At 74.8% G+C, this 16,958-nt stretch carries 14 protein-coding genes; 5 read left to right on the plus strand and 9 right to left on the minus strand.

Translation table 11 applies throughout. The features are described 5' to 3' along the window. Positions 1–14 precede the first annotated feature (14 nt). Positions 15–3,206, plus strand: coding sequence for a cytochrome P450 (locus K2224_RS28250; protein WP_221910033.1), 3,192 nt, complete (start codon positions 15–17; stop codon positions 3,204–3,206). 60 nt (positions 3,207–3,266) lie between these two features. Here the strand turns inward: K2224_RS28250 and K2224_RS28255 are convergent, their stop codons facing one another. Next, a complete protein-coding gene (locus K2224_RS28255) occupies positions 3,267–3,854 on the minus strand; it encodes a DUF2165 domain-containing protein (RefSeq protein WP_221910034.1) in 588 nt (195 codons plus the stop codon). 125 nt (positions 3,855–3,979) lie between these two features. Here K2224_RS28255 and K2224_RS28260 point away from each other — a divergent pair, with 125 nt between their 5' ends. Continuing rightward, a complete protein-coding gene (locus tag K2224_RS28260) occupies positions 3,980–5,041 on the plus strand; it encodes a phosphatidylinositol-specific phospholipase C domain-containing protein (protein ID WP_221910035.1) in 1,062 nt (353 codons plus the stop codon). A 44-nt stretch (positions 5,042–5,085) separates the two neighbouring features. Here K2224_RS28260 and K2224_RS28265 read toward each other — a convergent pair whose 3' ends face one another. From K2224_RS28265 to K2224_RS28295, 7 genes are all read right to left on the minus strand, one after another. Next, positions 5,086–6,135 carry a serine protease gene (locus K2224_RS28265; protein WP_221910036.1) on the minus strand — a complete coding sequence of 350 codons (1,050 nt, stop codon included), beginning with the start codon at positions 6,133–6,135 and terminating at the stop codon, positions 5,086–5,088. A gap of 131 nt (positions 6,136–6,266) precedes the next feature. After that, entirely contained in the window at positions 6,267–7,193 is a 927-nt protein-coding gene (locus K2224_RS28270) for a phosphatidylinositol-specific phospholipase C (RefSeq protein WP_221910037.1), read from the minus strand. A gap of 127 nt (positions 7,194–7,320) precedes the next feature. After that, positions 7,321–8,283: an L-histidine N(alpha)-methyltransferase gene (gene egtD / locus K2224_RS28275; protein ID WP_221910038.1), complete on the minus strand. Its 963-nt coding sequence runs from the start codon at positions 8,281–8,283 to the stop codon at positions 7,321–7,323. Next, the gene (egtC, locus tag K2224_RS28280) at positions 8,280–9,035 is read right to left on the minus strand and encodes an ergothioneine biosynthesis protein EgtC (RefSeq protein ID WP_221910039.1); all 756 of its coding nucleotides are present in this window, start codon (positions 9,033–9,035) and stop codon (positions 8,280–8,282) included. Before egtC ends, egtD begins: the two co-directional genes overlap by 4 nt. Next, entirely contained in the window at positions 9,035–10,360 is a 1,326-nt protein-coding gene (egtB, locus tag K2224_RS28285) for an ergothioneine biosynthesis protein EgtB (RefSeq protein WP_221910040.1), read from the minus strand. The genes egtC and egtB overlap by 1 nt, the downstream gene beginning before the upstream one ends. After that, positions 10,357–11,682 carry an ergothioneine biosynthesis glutamate--cysteine ligase EgtA gene (gene egtA, locus K2224_RS28290; RefSeq protein WP_221910041.1) on the minus strand — a complete coding sequence of 442 codons (1,326 nt, stop codon included), beginning with the start codon at positions 11,680–11,682 and terminating at the stop codon, positions 10,357–10,359. The genes egtB and egtA overlap by 4 nt, the downstream gene beginning before the upstream one ends. Before the next feature lie 223 nt (positions 11,683–11,905). Further along, positions 11,906–13,117, minus strand: coding sequence for a pyridoxal phosphate-dependent aminotransferase (locus K2224_RS28295; RefSeq protein ID WP_221910042.1), 1,212 nt, complete (start codon positions 13,115–13,117; stop codon positions 11,906–11,908). A 115-nt stretch (positions 13,118–13,232) separates the two neighbouring features. Here K2224_RS28295 and K2224_RS28300 point away from each other — a divergent pair, with 115 nt between their 5' ends. The 3 genes from K2224_RS28300 to K2224_RS28310 all read left to right on the plus strand — a co-directional run bounded on the left by K2224_RS28300 (position 13,233) and on the right by K2224_RS28310 (position 16,111). Beyond that, positions 13,233–13,877, plus strand: a complete 645-nt coding sequence (locus K2224_RS28300) for a helix-turn-helix domain-containing protein (RefSeq protein WP_221910043.1) — start codon at positions 13,233–13,235, stop codon at positions 13,875–13,877. A 110-nt stretch (positions 13,878–13,987) separates the two neighbouring features. Then, a complete protein-coding gene (locus tag K2224_RS28305) occupies positions 13,988–14,878 on the plus strand; it encodes an aminoglycoside phosphotransferase family protein (protein ID WP_260693527.1) in 891 nt (296 codons plus the stop codon). Between the two features lie 69 nt (positions 14,879–14,947). Then, complete coding sequence (locus K2224_RS28310; RefSeq protein WP_221910044.1) at positions 14,948–16,111, plus strand: glycosyl hydrolase family 18 protein; 1,164 nt, start codon at positions 14,948–14,950, stop codon at positions 16,109–16,111. Here the strand turns inward: K2224_RS28310 and K2224_RS28315 are convergent. After that, positions 16,031–16,924 (minus strand): helix-turn-helix transcriptional regulator, encoded by an 894-nt coding sequence (locus tag K2224_RS28315; protein ID WP_221910045.1) that lies wholly within the window; start codon positions 16,922–16,924, stop codon positions 16,031–16,033. The genes K2224_RS28310 and K2224_RS28315 overlap by 81 nt on opposite strands. Between the last annotated feature and the right edge of the window lie 34 nt (positions 16,925–16,958).

Genomic DNA, 16,958 nt, shown 5'->3' on the forward strand with positions numbered 1-16,958 from the left:
GTCACGCTGGAGGCATGACCGACACCATCGCGTCCCAGACGGGCGACCGTGCCGCCGACGCCGGCGCCCCGGTCGCCGACCTCACGACGACCGGGATCAGCCACACCCCCATCCAGCAGGCCATGGACCTCGCGCGGATCCACGGCCCGGCCTTCAAGCGCAAGTTCGGCGCGCGCGAGACGCTGTTCCTCTCCTCCCTCGACCTGGTCACCGAGGTCGCCGACGAGACCCGCTTCGCCAAGGGCGTCTCGGTGGTCCTGGAGGACGTCCGGGAGTTCGCCGGTGACGGTCTGTTCACCGCCTACAACGACGAACCCAACTGGGCCCGGGCGCACCAACTGCTGATGCCGGCCTTCGCGCTGGGCTCGATGCGGACCTACCACCCGGCGATGCTGAAGGTCGCCCGCCGGGTGATGGACTCCTGGGACCGGCGGATGGCCGAGGGCCGCCCGGTCGAGGTCGCCGACGACATGACCCGGATGACGCTGGACACCATCGGACTGGCCGGCTTCGGCTTCGACTTCGAGTCGTTCTCCCGGGACACCCCGCACCCCTTCGTCGAGGCGATGGTGCGCTGCCTGGAATGGAGCATGACGAAGTTCGCCCGGCAGCCCGGCACCGACCACTCCGCCGCCGACGCGGCGTTCCGCGCGGACGCCGACTACCTCGCGTCGGTCGTCGACGAGGTGATCGCGGCCCGTACGGCCGGCGGCGAGCAGCGCGACGACGACCTGCTGGGCCTGATGCTCACCGCCACGGAGGGCGACGCCGCCCGCCAGGGGCCGGTCCTGGACCTCGCCAACATCCGCAACCAGGTCATCACCTTCCTGATCGCCGGCCACGAGACCACCTCCGGCGCGCTCTCGTTCGCCCTCTACCACCTGCTCAAGGACCCGGTCGCGCTGCGCCTGGCACAGCGCGAGGCGGACGAGCTGTGGGGCGACGACCCCGACCCGGACCCCTCCTTCGAGGACATCGGCCGGCTGCCGTTCACCCGCCAGGTCCTCAACGAGACGCTGCGGCTGTGGCCGACCGCCGCCGCCTTCACCCGCCAGGCCCGCACGGACACGGTCATCGGCGGCCGCTACCCCGTCGCCGCGGGCGAACAGGTCACCGTCCTCACCCCGATGCTGCACCGCGACCCGGTCTGGGGCGACAACCCCGAGGCGTTCGACCCGTTCCGCTTCACCCCGCAGGCCGAGGCGGCCCGCTCCCCGCACGCCTACAAGCCCTTCGGCACCGGCGAACGCGCCTGCATCGGGCGGCAGTTCGCGCTGCACGAGGCCACCATGCTGCTGGCGCTGCTGGTGCACCGCTACCGGCTGATCGACCACGCCGGCTACCGGCTCCACGTCAAGGAGACCCTCACCCTCAAGCCCGAGGGCTTCACCCTCGCCCTCGCCCCGCGCACCCCCGCCGACCGGGCCGCGGTGCGCGCCGCGCCGGCCGGGCTGCCCGGCGGGCCCGCGGCGGACGACGCCACCGGCACCGCGCCCGTCGACGGCCTGCCCACCCGCGTCCCGCAGGACACCGGGCTGCTCCTGCTGCACGGCACCAACTACGGCACCTGCCGGGAGTTCGCCGAGCGGCTCGCCGACCAGGCCGCCGCGCTGGGCTTCGCCACCGAGGTCGCCCCGTTGAACGCCTACACCGGCGGCCTGCCCACCGACCGCCCCGTCGTCATCGTCGCCGCCTCCTACAACGGTCAGCCGACCGACGACGCAGCCGAGTTCACCGCCTGGCTCGGCACCGCGCCCGAGGGTGCCGCGGCCGGGGTCCGGTACGCCGTGCTGGGCGTCGGCGACCGCAACTGGGCCGCCACCTACCAGCAGGTCCCCACCCTCCTCGACGACCGGCTGGCCGCGCTCGGCGGCGAGCGGTTGCTGCCCCGCGCCGAGGCCGACGCCTCCGGCGATCTCACCGCCACCGTCAAGGAGTTCGGCGCCGCCCTGCGCACCGAGCTGCTGATCCGCCACGGCGACCCGGCCACCGTCGGCGACCCGGGCTCCGGCACCGTGGACGCCGACACCGGCTACACCGTCACCGCCCTCACCGGCGGCCCGCTCGACGCGCTCGCCGCCCGGCACGGCCTCGTCCCGATGACCGTCACCGAGGCCCACGACCTGACCGCCGAGGGCTGGCCGCGACCCAAGCGCTTCCTGCGCCTGGCGCTGCCGGACGGGGTCTCCTACCGCACCGCCGACCACCTCGCCGTGCTGCCGGCCAACACCCCGGAGGCGGTCGCCCGCACCGCCCGGGCGCTCGGCGCCGACCTGGACACCGTACTGGCGCTGCGCCCGCCCACGGGCCGCCCGGCCCGCGACACCCTCCCCGTCGACCGACCCCTGACGGTGCGTCAACTCCTTACCCATCACCTGGAGTTGGGTACCCGGCCGACGCGTTCTCGGCTCGACCTGCTGGCCGCCCACAACCCCTGCCCGCCCGAGCGGCACGCCCTGGAGCACCTCCCCGAGGACGACCCGCGCACCCTCGTCGAGCTGATCGAGACACACCCCGCGCTGCGCGGCGCACTGCCCTGGCCGGTGGTCCTGGAGCTGCTGCCGCCGCTCCGCACCCGCCACTACTCGCTGTCCTCGTCGCCCGCCGCCGACCCCCGGCACGCCGACCTGATGGTCTCGCTGCTGCCCGGCGGCACCGGCTCGACCCATCTGCACACCCTGCGCCCCGGCGACACGCTGCTGGCCCGGATCCAGCCGTGCCGGGAGGCGTTCCGCCTCGACCCGGCCGACGAGACCCCGGTCATCATGGTCGCCGCCGGCACCGGTCTCGCGCCGTTCCGCGGTGCCGTCGCCGACCGCGTCGCGGCCGGCCGGACCACCCCGGCCCGGCTCTACTTCGGCTGCGACGACCGCGACGGCGACTTCCTGCACGCCGCGGAGTTCGCCGCCGCCGAGCGGGCCGGCGCGATCGCCGTCCACCCCGTCTTCAGCGCCCGCCCCGAGCGCGGCCACCGCTTCGTCCAGCACCGGATCGAGGCGGAGGCCGCCGAGGTGTGGGAGCTGCTGCGGGCCGGGGCCCGGGTCCTGGTCTGCGGTGACGGCAGCCGGATGGCGCCCGGCGTGCGGGACGCCTTCCGCGCGGTGCACCGGGCCGCCACCGGCGCCTCTGCCCCGGAGTCGGAGGCGTGGCTGCGCGAACTGACCGCCGCCGGACGCTATATCGAGGACGTCTACGCGGCGGGCTGACACCCCACCGGACCGCGGGGCGGGTGCGCGAGGTTCGCACCCGCCGCCGCCCGCCGTGTCCTAGGCGCCGGCCGGGTCGTTCGCGTCGTCCCCGCCGGCGGTGTCCGCCGCGCGCACCGGCCCGGGACGCCGACCCGGCGACCCCGACAGCTGCACCACCAGCAGCACCACACCGGTCATCAGGAAATTCCGCACCGCGGCCTCCACGCCGTTCCACTGCTTGGACTGCCACATGGAGAACCACTCGCCGCCGATGGCCCAGAAGCCGGCGCCGAACAGCACCATCATCATCAGCAGTCCCGCGGTGGCCAGGCCCCGCGCCCGCCCGGCACCGCCGGCCCGGCCCCGCAGCGCCCACAGCGCGGTGGCCGCGAGCAGCAGCAGCGCCGAGGCCGACTCCCACACGATCACCGCCACATACGCGGCGTTCTGCAGCGGCCGTGAGGTGATGGCCCGCCACATCAGGTCGGGGTCGTGGAAGGTGGTGTCCATCGCCAGCACATGCTGGACGTACTGCTGGTTGGTGCCGAAGTCGGTGATGTTGCCGAAGGCCACCAGCGTGATGTAGAGCGCGACCGTCCCCGTCAGCACCCCCGCCGCCCACGACAGTCCGTTCGAGGCGGTCTCGCCATTCCCCCGGTTCCGCATCCGCACACCCTTTCGTTGATCGTTCGCGTCGCTGACCGTATCGTGCCCGCTCCCGTTCCGCCCGCCGACCACCAACTCCCGTACGCTGCAGACCCACCAGCAGGACACCAGGGGAAGCGGGGCCCATGAACAGGAAGCGGTGTGCGGGAGCGGCGGCCGTCGCGGCGGCGGCGGTGATCGCGGCGACCGGACCGGCGGGCGCGGAGGCCACGGCGGCGGCCGTGTCGACGACCTCCGCCGGCACCTACGACACCAGTACCGCGGTCGGTGTCCACAACTCCTACGACAAGGCCAAGTACCCCTACTTCGGCGATGCGTTGGACTCCGGTGCCGCGCTCGTCGAGGTGGACGTCTGGACCAACGGCCTCGGCGGCGGCTGGCGGGTCTCGCACAGCAACCCGCTCGGCAACAACAACAACTGCGTCGGCGCCACCACCGCCGCCGAACTGCGCACCGGGGACCGCAACCAGGACCTCGCCGGCTGCCTCGCCGACATGCGTGCCTGGCACGACGCGCACCCCGGCCACCGCCCGATCCTCGTCAAGATCGAGATGAAGGACGGCTTCAACGCCAAGGGCGGCCGCGGACCGGCCGAGTTCGACGCCCTGATACGGCGGAAACTGGGCGACGCGGTCTACGGACCCGGCGACCTCGCGGCCGGCCACGCCACCCTCGACGAGGCGGTCCGGGCCGGCGGCTGGCCCCCGCGCACCGCCCTGGCCGGCAAGTTCCTCTTCGAGCTGATACCGGGCACCGTCGAGGAGCGCAACCCGCTCGACCGGCTCTGGACGGACGTGGAGTACGCCGGCCACCTCAAGGACCTCGCCGCACAGGGGGAGTTGCGCCGGGCGACCGCCTTCCCCGCCGTCCACGGCGCCGCGCCCGGCGATCCCCGGGACCGCTACGCCGACCCCGCGCTGCGCCCCTGGTTCGTGGTCTTCGACGGCGACGCGGCCACGTACCTCGGCGGCACCATCGACACCTCCTGGTACGACACCCGGCACTACCTGCTCGTCATGACCGACGCACACAAGGTCCCGCCGGCCCTGGACCCCGTCCACCCCACCGAGGAGGCGGCCCTGGCCCGGGTCGGGAAACTCGCCGCCGCCCACGCCAGTTTCGCCACCGCCGACTGGTACCCGCTGCCGTCCGTCCTGCGCACGGTCGTCCCGCGCGGCGCCGCCTGACCGGCCCGCTGGGGCCTGTCCGATGGGTCAGGGTCGGACAGGCCCTACGACCGGGCCGCCGGCCCGCCCCGTACGGCCCGCCGGTACAGCGCCGCCACATCCGCCCCGAAGCGGCTGCTGTACGAGGTGCTGTCGTCGCCGCCCTCGTCCTGACCGCCGATCACCCCGATCAGCGCGCCGGTACCGGTCGCCGGATCGATGTCGGTGAGCATCGGGCCGCCGCTGGTCCCGGTCGGGAAGCCGGCGCACGGGAAGCGCAGCTGTCCCGGCCCCTCGGCGTCGGCGGTGTGCCGGCAGGTGACCGGGGTGTCGCTGTCGGCCGGGTAGCCGGTCAGCTGGGCCGGCCGCCCGGGCGGGGCGTCGAACCGGATCCGCTCGGCACCGGTGACGTCCTCGATGCGCTGGTCCGTCCCGCCGTGCCGGCGCACCCGGACGAACGCCACGTCGTGGTCCGGGTCCCGGTCGGCGATCCACCGCGGGTCCACGTCGATCCGGGTCGGCACCCACAGCCCGTACGGCGCGATCCCGTCGTGCAGACCGGGCGCGAACACCAGCCGGGTGCGGAAGCCGCCGTCGTGGACGCAGTGCGCGGCGGTGACGACGAGGTTCCCGGCGGGGGAGTGCACCACGCTCGCCGAGCAGTAGTGGCCGCTGTCGGCGTCGTCACCGGGGGAGAACAGCGCGCCGATCGCCGGTGCCGGGGTCGCCGGGCCGGCCGTCAGCGGCCGGGAGACGGGCAGCGGGGCCGGGGCGTCGCCGGCCATCCGGGCGGCGACGGCCGGCGGCGCCCCCGGCTCCTCGCGGTACGGGCCGGCCAGCACCGCGGCGGCGGCCCGGTCGCCGGCCGCCCGCGAGGCGAGATACGTCCCGGCGACCGGGTCCCCGGGCGCCACGTAGGGGTCCTGACGCACCGACTTCAGCGCCAGCGCCGCCCCGCCCACGAGGACCGTCACCACCCCGAGCGCCGCGGTCACCCGCAGCGGCACCCCGGCGCGGGCCGGGCCGGTGCGCACCGGCCCGTCGGACTCCCGCGGCCCGGCCGGCCGCGACCCGTCCTGCGCCGCCGCCCCGGGCTCGCGTTCGCTCGTCTCCACCAGGTGCCGCCTCGCCGCTTCAGCCGGCGCCGCCGCACCGCTCGTCGTCGTGCGGGCGGGGCAGCGCCGGAACCAGACATTTCAACCAGTCTGATGCACGGTGGCGGTTAGTGGTTCGGTTCGACGGCCGATCACGTGTGCGCCTGGGCCGGCGGAGTGATGCGGAGCCCGGCCAGGTTGTGCCGGATCAGGGTCTCCGCCATCCCGAACTCGTCGGGGAAGTCCATCGGGACGATGCCCAGCCCCCGCCAGGCACTGCCCTCCCCCTCCAGCAGGTTCTTGACCCGCGGGTTGAGCCGGTCGGCGTTGGACCGCGGCGGCAGCAGCGCGGCGGTCGAGACGTAGTTGACGAAGAGCTTGCCGGGCTGGGCGACCGCCTTGCGGAACTGCGCCTCGACCTTGGGGTACTTCCCGATCGGCTCGGTCATGTATTCGTCCTGGACGTCGAACAGCGCCGGGTCGGCGTACCGCACGCCGCCCAGCCCGTCCGAGTCCGCCAGCAGCACCACCCGGCCCCGGGCCTCGCCCAGCCGGGGCAGCCCCGGGTCCAGCCGGAACAGCGGCCGGTAGCCCTTGGCGTCCAGATAGCTGCCGAAGATCCCGCGGAACTCCTCGGCCGACACCTCCGAGTACTCCTGCTTGACCCGCATCAGCACCGTCTCGGACGGGTGCGCGCGCAGGAAGTCCCGGCAGGCGTTCAGCACGTCGCCGAACATCAGCTGCTGGTAGAACGCACCGTGGTGGATGGCGAAGACGCCGTCGACGGCCCGACAGCGGACGTCCAGGAACCGGATACCGGAGGCCAGCTGCTCGGCGACCGAGGTGTTCTGGCACTCCACCCACGGCCCGCCGATCCGGGCCCCGGAGTCGTGGGTGCCGGGGATGGACAGCCGCTGCACGGGCGTGGCGTCGCCCAGCGCGGACATCCAGTCCCCTGTCGAGACCGCCGCCGGGGCCGCGGCCGCCGCGGTCCCGCCGCCGATGCCCGCCAGCACCCCGGCGGCCGACAGCCCCGCCGCCCCTCTGAGGAAACTCCGCCGATCCAGCGCCGTGCCCATGCCCTGCCCCTCCGTCGAGCCCGTGTGGCTCCGTACGCGGCGGGCGCACCCGGCGACGCGTACGGATGTGCGATCGGCGCATCGAACCACATCGGCGGGGGACAGGGCACCCGGTGGGCCGGATCCGTCAGAGGCGCACCGCCAGCGACAGCGCGAACCGGCCCGCGCGGTCGGTCCACCACTCGGTCAGCTTCAGCCCGGCGGCGGCGAGTTCGCTGCGCACCCCCTCCTCCCGGAACTTCGCGGAGACCTCGGTGCGCAGCTCCTCGCCGGCCGCGAACGGCACGACCAGATCGACGTCCGGGATCTTGACGGTCACGTCGGTGCGGGCCCGCAGCCGCATCTCGATCCACTCCTGTGCGGCGTTCCACCGCGCGACGTGGTCGAACTGCTCCGGGTCGAAGTCCCCGCCCAGCTCGCGGTTGATGACCGCCAGGACGTTCTTGTTGAAGGCGGCGGTCACCCCGCGGGCGTCGTCGTAGGCGGCGACCAGGGTGTCCTCGTCCTTGACCAGGTCGGTGCCGAGCAGCAGGGCGTCCCCGGGCGCGAGCAGGTCGTACACGGAACGCAGGAACGCGGCCCGCTCGTCGGGCAGGAGGTTGCCGACGGTGCCGCCGAGGAACGCCAGCAGCCGGGGGCCGGGCGTGGCCGGCAGGACCAGGCCCGGCTGGAAGTCGGCGACCAGGGCGTGCACGATCAGCTCAGGGTGCTCGGCCAGCAGCCCCTCGCCGGCCGCCCGCAGCGCCGACTCGCTGACGTCCACCGGGAGATAGGTGTGCAGTCCGGTGAGGGCGCGCAGCAGATGGCGGGTCTTGTCGGACGAGCCGGACCCCAGCTCGATCAGGGTGCGGGCGCCGGTGGCGGCGGCTATCCGGTCCGCGGTGGCACGCAGGATCTCGCGCTCCGCCCGGGTCGGGTAGTACTCGGGCAGGGTGGTGATCTCGTCGAACAGCTCGCTGCCGCGGGCGTCGTAGAACCACTTCGGCGGCAGCTGCTTGGGCGTACGGGACAGGCCCGCCACGACGTCGGCGCGCAGCGCGGCCGCGGTGGCGTCGGCGGGAAGGGTGCGGGTGATGCTGAGCGGGCTCACGTTGCGGGCTCCTTGAGCGGGGTGAGTCGGACCTCGGTGCGGGTGGCGCACAGCAGCGTGCTCTCGGGGACCTCGGTCCAGTGGGGGGATTCGTCGTAGGGCTCGGAGGCGACGACCCGGCCGCCGTCGGGCAGGGCCAGGTGGAAGAGGGTGTCGCCCCAGGTGGTGGCGGCGATCGTGGTGCCGTCGGTCAGCAGCAGGTTGAGCCGCGAGCCGGGCGCCGCCGCGGCGACCTCCTCGACCGTGGCGGCCAGCGCCCGGCCCGGGTCGTCGCCGGCGGCCAGCCGGTGGTGCACCAGGGCCCACAAAAAAGCGGTGTCGCTGCGGGCGGCCAGCCGCAGCAGCTCCGCCGCGGGCAGCCCCGCGGCCAGTTCCGCCATGGTGTCCGGCCAGCCGGCGACCGCGCCGTTGTGGCTGAAGAGGTACCGCCCGGTGGCGAACGGCGCGGCGGCCGCCTCGGCGTCCGCACCGGCCACCGTGGCGTCCCGGACCGCGGCCAGCAGCGCCCCGGTGCGGACCACCCGGGCCAGGTCGGGCAGTTGATCGTCGGCCCAGATCGGCCCGGCCCGGCGGTAGCGCGCCGGCACCGGGTCGCCGGCCGCGTACCAGCCGACGCCGAAACCGTCCGCGTTGACCGTCCCGTGCTGCTGGAGGCGCGGCGCCCAGGACTGCCGGTACAGCCCGTACGGCGGCGCCAGCACCACCTGCCCGAACGGTATCTCCGGCCCCAGGTAGGCGAGATGACGGCACATCAGATCTGGTCCCCGGTCGACGGTTCGGCGTCCCGGGCGGTACGGAACCCGGAGAAGATCTGCCGCCGCACCGGGAGGTCCCAGTTGCGGAAGGTGCCGCGGCAGGCGACCGGGTCGACGGCGAACGAGCCGCCGCGCAGGACCTTGTACGCACTGCCGAAGAACACCTCGGAGTACTCCCGGTAGGGGAACGCGGCGAAGCCCGGGTACGGCAGGAAGTCGCTCGCCGTCCACTCCCAGACGTCGCCGATCAACTGCCGGACGCCGAGCGGCGAGGCGCCTTCCGGATAGCTGCCGACCGGTGCCGGCCGCAGATGTCGCTGACCGAGGTTGGCGCGGTCCGGCGACGGGTCCGCGTCGCCCCAGGGATGGCGCCGGTCCCGCCCGGACTGCGGGTCGTGGCGGGCGGCCTTCTCCCACTCGGCCTCCGTGGGCAGCCGCCGCCCGGCCCACCGGGCGTAGGCGTCCGCCTCGTACCAACTGACGTGCAGCACCGGCTCGTCCGGCGGTACCGGCTCGGTCACCCCGAACCGGCGGCGCAGCCACTGCCGGCCCTCGCGGTGCCAGAACAGCGGGGCCCGCAACCGGTGCTCGCGCACCTGCGCCCAGCCCTCCGGTGCCCACCAGCGCGGCTCGTCGTAGCCGCCGTCCTCGATGAAGCGCTGGTAGGCGCCGTTGCTCACCGGAGTGGTGTCGAGGAAGAAGGGCGGCACGATCCGCCGGTGCGCCGGGCGTTCGTTGTCCAGTGCCCAGGGCTCGGTGGACGTGCCCATCCGGAACGGACCGCCGGGTATCAGGACCTCGGGCGGCAGCGGGCCGTCGGGCGCGGCCGGCGGCTCGGGCGCGGAGAGCACCGGCGGGCCCTTCCGCAGCTGATGGGTGATCAACATCGTTTCGTCGTGCTGCTGTTCGTGCTGCGCGATCATCCCGAAGGCGAAACCGGCCGACAGCAGCGGGCCGCCGTGCAGCTCGGCGCGCTCCAGGACGTCCAGCACCCGGCCGCGCACCTCCGCGACATAGCCGTGTGCCTCGCCCGGGGACAGCAGCGGCAGCGAGGGGCGCTCGGCCCGCGGGTGCTCGAAGGCGTCGTAGACGGAGTCGATGTCGGGACGCAGCGGGTCACGGCCACCGACGGTGCGCAGCAGCCACTGCTCCTCCTGGTTGCCGATGTGCGCCAGATCCCACACCAGCGGGGACATCAGCGGGGAGTGCTGGGCCACCAGGTCGGGCTCCGCCACACACCCGGTCAGCAGGCGGGTGCGGTCGCGGGCGGCCAGCAGCGCCGCCGCGGCCCGCTCCCGGAACGGCTCGGGGTCGATGGTCACTTGCTGTCCTTCCCACGCAGGAGGCGGCCCTCGGCCGCGGTGCCGGCGCCGCCGGCCGGGTCCGGGCCGCCTGCGGCGTCCACCGCGCGCAGCGCGTCGAGCCGGTCGTCGGCGGGGCATCTGCCGCGCGCCACATAGCGCTCGGCGAACTCCGCGACCGCGGCCCGGATCCCGGGCGTTGCGCCCAGCCGCGGCAGCGCCTCCTGCGCGGCGTCGAAGCAGGCGACCGCGGCGGCGTGCAGCTCGGGGTCGGTGAGCCCGGCCCGGGCCGCGGTGCGCCACAGCGGGTTCGCCGGCGCCGGTTGCCAACCGGCGCTCTCCGCGAGGGGTTTGACGGTACGGTAGGCGAACTCCGCGGCCGCCGGGTCGTCGAACAGCGCGGCCGTGACGGCCAGCGGCACGACCCACCCGTCCGGGCCGGGCTGCGCGTCGATCATCCGCAGCTCCAGATGGCCGCGCGGCCGCACCGGCGGGAAGAGCGTGGTGACGTGGTAGTCGAGGTCCTCCCACGTCACCGGCCGCGGGACGCCGCTGCGCACCCACTCGCGGAAGGTGAGGCCCGTCGGCGCGTCCCACGGGCCGTCCGGGCGCCGGACGCACATCACCGGGGCGTCCAGGGCGTAGCGGGCCCACGCGGTGCGCGGCTCCACGTCCTGGGGCGGGGCGAGCGTGCGGGCCGGGTCCAGCTGCGCCCAGACGGCCTGGCGGGTGCTGCGGTAGCCGGTCGGACGCCCCTCGGAGAGCGGGGAGTTGGCGAACGCGGCGGTCAGCACGGCGCCCAGCAGATGCGCCAGCAGCCACCGCCGGCCCAGCCCCAGCGGCCCCGGCTCCTCGTGGCCGGCGTCCAGGCACACCTGGACGGAGGCGGTGCGGCACATCATGGACCGGCCGGCCGGGCCGCGGCGGTCGAAGTACGCCTCCATGGCGTCGTAGCGCGGTGCCCTCAGCACCCGGCGGGGCGGATTCCAGGGGTCGTGGCCGTGGCCCGCGAGGACGAGGCCCAGTTCCCGCAGAACGGCCCTGACCAGGGCCAGATCGGCGGAGACCGCCGCCACACAGGCGGTCAGTGAGGTGGCGGGCAGCGAGCTGAGCTCCAGCTGGCCGCCGGGTTCGAAGGTGAGGGCGGAGGTGAGCGGCAGGGCGCGCAGGGCGGCCGCCGCACGGTGCATCCGGTCGGTCCCGACCGGACATCGGGGGTTGTGCGCGTCGTGGACCAGGAACTCGATCTCGACGCCGGTGCGGCGCGGTGGGCCGGTCTTGAAACAGATACCGCTCAGGTGCGCTTCGAGTTCCGCTTCCGAGGCCGGCGGCCGTATGGGCATCGCTTCCCTCTCCCCTCCGGAGTGGCGGCTGGATTGCCGTGCTCCACCTAAGCCGCTGCGCGCGGTCCCCTCAAGAGCGCCCACCCGCCGCGGGGTGGCTGGGGAGGCTGACGGGGCAGGTGGGACGGGGCGGAGCCGCCGGGAAACTGGTACGCCCGTTCGGGTGCCGCGCGGCACCGGGCCGGGCGGGGGCGCCCCGCCCGAGACCGCGCACCCGGATTCCCTACTGCCGGTAGCCGGCCAGGAAGCGTCCGATCCGGCCGATCGCCGCGTCGAGGTCGTCGGCGTGCGGGAGGGTGAGGATCCGGAAGTGGTCCGGGCGCGGCCAGTTGAAGCCGGTGCCCTGGACGACCTGGATCTTCTCCCGCAGCAGCAGGTCCAGTACGAACTTCTCGTCGTCGTGGATCTTGTGGACCGCCGGGTCGAGGCGGGGGAAGGCGTACAGCGCGCCCTTGGGCTTGACGCAGGAGACGCCCGGGATCTCGTTGAGCCGCTCCCAGGCCCGGTCGCGCTGCTCGCGCAGTCGGCCGCCGGGGAGGACCAGGTCGGTGATGGTCTGCCGGCCGCCGAGCGCCGCCTGGATCGCGTACTGCGCCGGGGCGTTGGGACACAGCCGCATCGAGGCCAGGGTGCCCAGCCCCTCCAGGTAGTCCGCGGCGTGCTGTTTGGGACCGGTGACCACCAGCCAGCCGGAGCGGAAGCCGGCCACCCGGTACGCCTTGGACAGGCCGCTGAAGGTCAGGCACACCAGGTCCGGGGCGAGCACCGCGGCGTGGTGGTGGACGGCGTCGTCGTAGAGGATCCGGTCGTAGATCTCGTCGGCGAAGACCATCAGCTGGTGGCGGCGGGCGAGGTCGAGCATGCCCTCCAGCACCTCGCGCGGATAGACCGCGCCGGTGGGGTTGTTGGGGTTGATGATGACCAGCGCCCGGGTCCGGTCGGTGATCTTCGAGGCGAGGTCGTCGAGGTCCGGGAGCCAGTCGGCGGACTCGTCGCAGAGGTAGTGCACCGGCTTGCCGCCGGCCAGGCTGGTGACCGCCGTCCACAGCGGGAAGTCCGGCGCCGGGATGAGGACTTCGTCCCCGTCGTCCAGCAGTGCCTGGACCGCCATCGAGACCAGCTCGGAGACGCCGTTGCCCAGATAGACGTCGTCGACGCCGACGTCCGGCAGCCCGGCCTCCTGGTAGCGCTGGGCCACCGCGCGGCGGGCGGAGAGGATGCCGCGGGACTCGGTGTAGCCGTGCGCGCGGGAGAGGTTGCGCATCACGTCCTGGAGGATCTCCTCCGGGCACTCGAAGCCGAACAGCGCCGGATTGCCGGTGTTCAGCCGCAGCACGCTGTGGCCGGCCTCCTCCAGCGCGTCCGCGTGCTCGATCACCGGCCCGCGGATCTCGTAGCAGACATCGGCCATCTTGCTGGACTGCTTGAACTGCATGCGGCGGCCTCCTCGTCCTCTCTCCCGCCGCGGGATGCGGCAGCACTCGTGACACCGTACTTGGTTTTCCCAACTTCGGACTTGGAAAATCCAATCACATGTCTATGCTGGTGTCATGCCGCGCCGAAGTTATGACCAGTACTGCGCCGTCGCCCGGGCCCTGGACGCCGTCGGCGACCGCTGGACGCTGCTGATCGTCCGGGAACTCCTCGGCGGGTCCCGGCGCTACACCGACCTCCACGCCGACCTGCCGGGCGTCAGCACGGACATGCTCGCCTCCCGCCTGAAGGACATGGAGCGCGACGACCTCCTCACCCGCCGCCGCCTCCCGCCGCCCGGCGCCGCCTACGTCTACGAACTCACCCCGCGCGGCCGCGCCCTGCTCCCGGCCCTGACCGCACTCGCCGACTGGGGCGCCCCGGCCCTCGGCGAACAGCGCCCCACCGACGCGGTCCGCGCCCACTGGTTCGCGGTCCCGCTGATGACCCGGCTCGCCCGCCACTTCGCCGACGGCCCGGTCCGCGTCGTCGACATCGTCCTCGACGAGGGCATTTTCCATGTCGCCCTCGACCCCGACGACCCCGCCGCCCCCCACTACGCCGACGGCCCCGCCCCGCACGCCGACACCACCCTCCGCATGGACACCGCCACCTGCCTCGCCCTCGCCCACGACCACCTCACCCTCGCCGACGCCCTCACCACGGGCCGCATCCACCGGACCGACCCCGAGGAGCGCCGAACGGAGGCCGCACCGGCGTGAGTTCGGGCCGTCGGCCACCGTGCCGCCGACGGCCCCCACGGCGCCGCGGCCGTCCCGCGGCGCCACTCGTCGCCTTGCCGCCGCCGGCCGCCCGTGCCACCGTCCCTCCGGTGAACACGGACCCGATGCCGCCCCACCCCTCCACCGGGACGATCCGCTGGCACACCCACGACCTCGCCCTCCACGCCGACCGGGTCGTCAAACGCTTCCGCCCCGCCGAGGGCCCCGGCCCCTGCACCCGCGAACGGCGTGCGCTGACCCTCCTGGCCACCCATGCCCCGGGCGTCGCCCCCGTCCTGCTGAGCGCCCACGACGCTGCCGGTGCCGCCGACCGGCCGACCCTGGTGATGTCCCGCCTGCCAGGGGTGCCCCTGCGCGGAAACCCCCTGGACGAGCGGCAGTTGACCGCCTGGGCGCAGGCCGTCCGCGCCGTCCACACCGCGCTCCCGCCCGCCGAGCTGGCCCGGCTGCCGCTCCGCCACGGCCACCAGCGGGAGACCGTCGAACGGGTCCGCACCTGGTACGCGCGCCCTCCGGACCGGCCGTTCGGCCCGGCCGTCCGGCGGGCGCTGGAGGCCGGCGCGGACTGGCTCGACGGCTCCGGGTTCGGCGCGCCCGGCGCCCCGCACGGCGTCCCGGCGGACGTCCCGGCCGTCTTCGGCGCCGGCGACGGCAACTCCGCCAACTACCTCTGGGACGGCCGGCGCGTCCGGGTGGTCGACTTCGAGGAGTCCGGCCGCAGCGACCGCGCCTACGAACTCGCCGAGATCGTCGAGCACATCTCCGCCCGGGTGCCGCGCCCCTTCGACACCGCCGCGTTCCTGCGCCGCTTCCCGCTGACCCCCGCCGAGTCCGCCCGCCTGCGGGACTGCCGGACCCTGCTCGCCCTGGTCTGGCTCTGCCTGCTCGCCGCCGACGACCCCGCCCGCCCCAGGAACCCGCCCGGCACCGCCGAACAGCAGGCCCGACGGCTGCTGCGGCGGCTCGACGGCGCCGCGTAGCCCCCGGCCGGACCTCCGTTCGGCCGGGCTGATGCGATGTCCGGCAGCCGGCCGGGGAAGTCTCGGAGCATGGAACGAGTGCGGCGGCCGGGGCGACGGTGGGTGCGGGTGCGGGTGCGGGTGCGGGGGCGGCTCGGCGGCCTGTCGCTGTCGGTCCTGCTCCTGGTGACGGGCCTGACCGGCCTGGCCGCCGGGGCGGGGCCGTCCGCCGCGGGTGTGAGCGGACCGGCCGGTGTGTCGCGGCCGGGGGAGCGCCGGCCGCCGATGTCGGCGTGGCTGCCGTTCTGGGGGGACGTCGAGGGGGCCTACCGGGACGCGTTGGCGCACGCCGGGCAGCTGCGCACCGTCAGCCCCTTCTGGTACGAGACGACGTCGGAGCGGGCGGTCGACGGGAGGCCCGGGGCGGTCCGGGCCGACATGGTGGCCGGGCTGCATCGGGCGGGCATCGCCGTGGTGCCGACGGTGACCGAGACGCCGGACGCCGCCGCGATGGGGGAGCTGCTGCACGATCCGGCGCGGCGCCGCGCCCATGTGGAGACGCTGGCGGAGCTGGTGGCGCGCCAGGGCTACGACGGCATCGACCTGGACTACGAGACGATGGCGGTGACCGGCGGCGCGGCCGCCGAGGCGAGAGTGCGCAGCGGCTATGTCGCGCTCGTCGGCGAGCTCTGCGCGCGCCTGCACGCCCGCGGCCGGACCTGCGTGGTGACGCTGATGCCGCGGATCCGCGGGGCCGGCGCCGCCTTCGACTACCGGCGGCTGGGCGCACTCGCCGACACCGTGCGGTTCATGGGCTACGACCTGCACTGGTCGATGGGGGAGCCGGGGCCGCTGTCCTCCAAGGAGTGGTACGCGCAGATCCTGCGCGACGCGACGGCCGAGGTGCCCCGGGACCGGATCGAGCTGGCCTTCCCCGGCTACGGCTGGGACTGGGTGCCGGGCAGCGGCCGGCGCGCCACGCACGTCACCTGGCACGAGGCCGAGGCGCTGCGCAAGCGGGTGGGTGCCCGCTACACGTTCGACGAGGTCTCCGGCACCCCGCACTTCCGCTACACGCGGGGCGGCGAGCGGCACGAGGTCTGGTACCAGGACGCCCGGGGCGTCCGGGCGCAGCTGGCGGTGCCGGCGGCGTACGGGGTGCGGGGGAGGGGGCTATGGGCGCTCGGGTTCGAGGACCCGGGCGTGTGGACCGTGTTCCGCGGCGAGCAGCCCCAGCGCGGCCTGGGAGGGTGAGCCCTCGGCGGCGGTGAACATCAGGAGGGACTGGCCGGAGCCGTCCGGGGTCTGCATCATCTCGAAGTCCAGGGCGAGTCCGCCCACCAGCGGGTGGTGGAAGTGCTTGGTGCCGTAGGTGCAGTTGCCGACCACATGGCGTGACCACAGGCCGCTGAACTCGGTGCTCTTCATCGACAACTCGCCGATCAGCCCGGTCAGTTGCTGGTCGTCGGGGAGCTGTCCCGCGGCCACCCGCAGGGCGGCGACCGCGCGCCGGGTCTCCTCCTCGCGCCGCGGGTAGAGCTCGCGGGTGTGCGGGTCGAGGAAGAGCAGCCGCTGGGTGTTGGGCCGGTCCAGCGGGCGGGACGGGCTGTCGAAGTCCAGATGGCCGGCGATCAGGGCGTGCCCGAGGCGGTTCCAGGCCAGGACCTCGAAGCGCGGACCGAGGGCGACGGCCGGCACGGCCCCGACGGCGGCGAGCAGCTGCCGCACACCGGGGCGGGCGGTCGCGGGGCGGACCGCCGGGCGGCGCCGGGCAGGCTCCGGGCGGGCGAGTTGGCGCAGGTGGGCGCGCTCGTCGGGGGTCAGCCGGAGCGCCCGGGCCAGGGCGTCCAGCACGCCCTCCGAGGCGTTGTGGCTCTGGCCCTGTTCGAGGCGGGTGTAGTAGGCGACGCTGACGCCGGCGAGCTGGGCGAGCTCCTCGCGCCGCAGCCCGGGGACCCGGCGGCGGGACCCGTAGGAGACCAGGCCGACGTCCTCCGGCTGGAGCCGGGCGCGGCGGGTGCGCAGGAAGTCCCCCAGTGCGGAGGGGCCGGTGGCGGTTGCGTCCATGCCGGCCAGTGTGCGTCATGGGGTGGCCGGGTTG

Source organism: Streptomyces sp. BHT-5-2 (assembly GCF_019774615.1).
Lineage (GTDB): Bacteria > Actinomycetota > Actinomycetes > Streptomycetales > Streptomycetaceae > Streptomyces.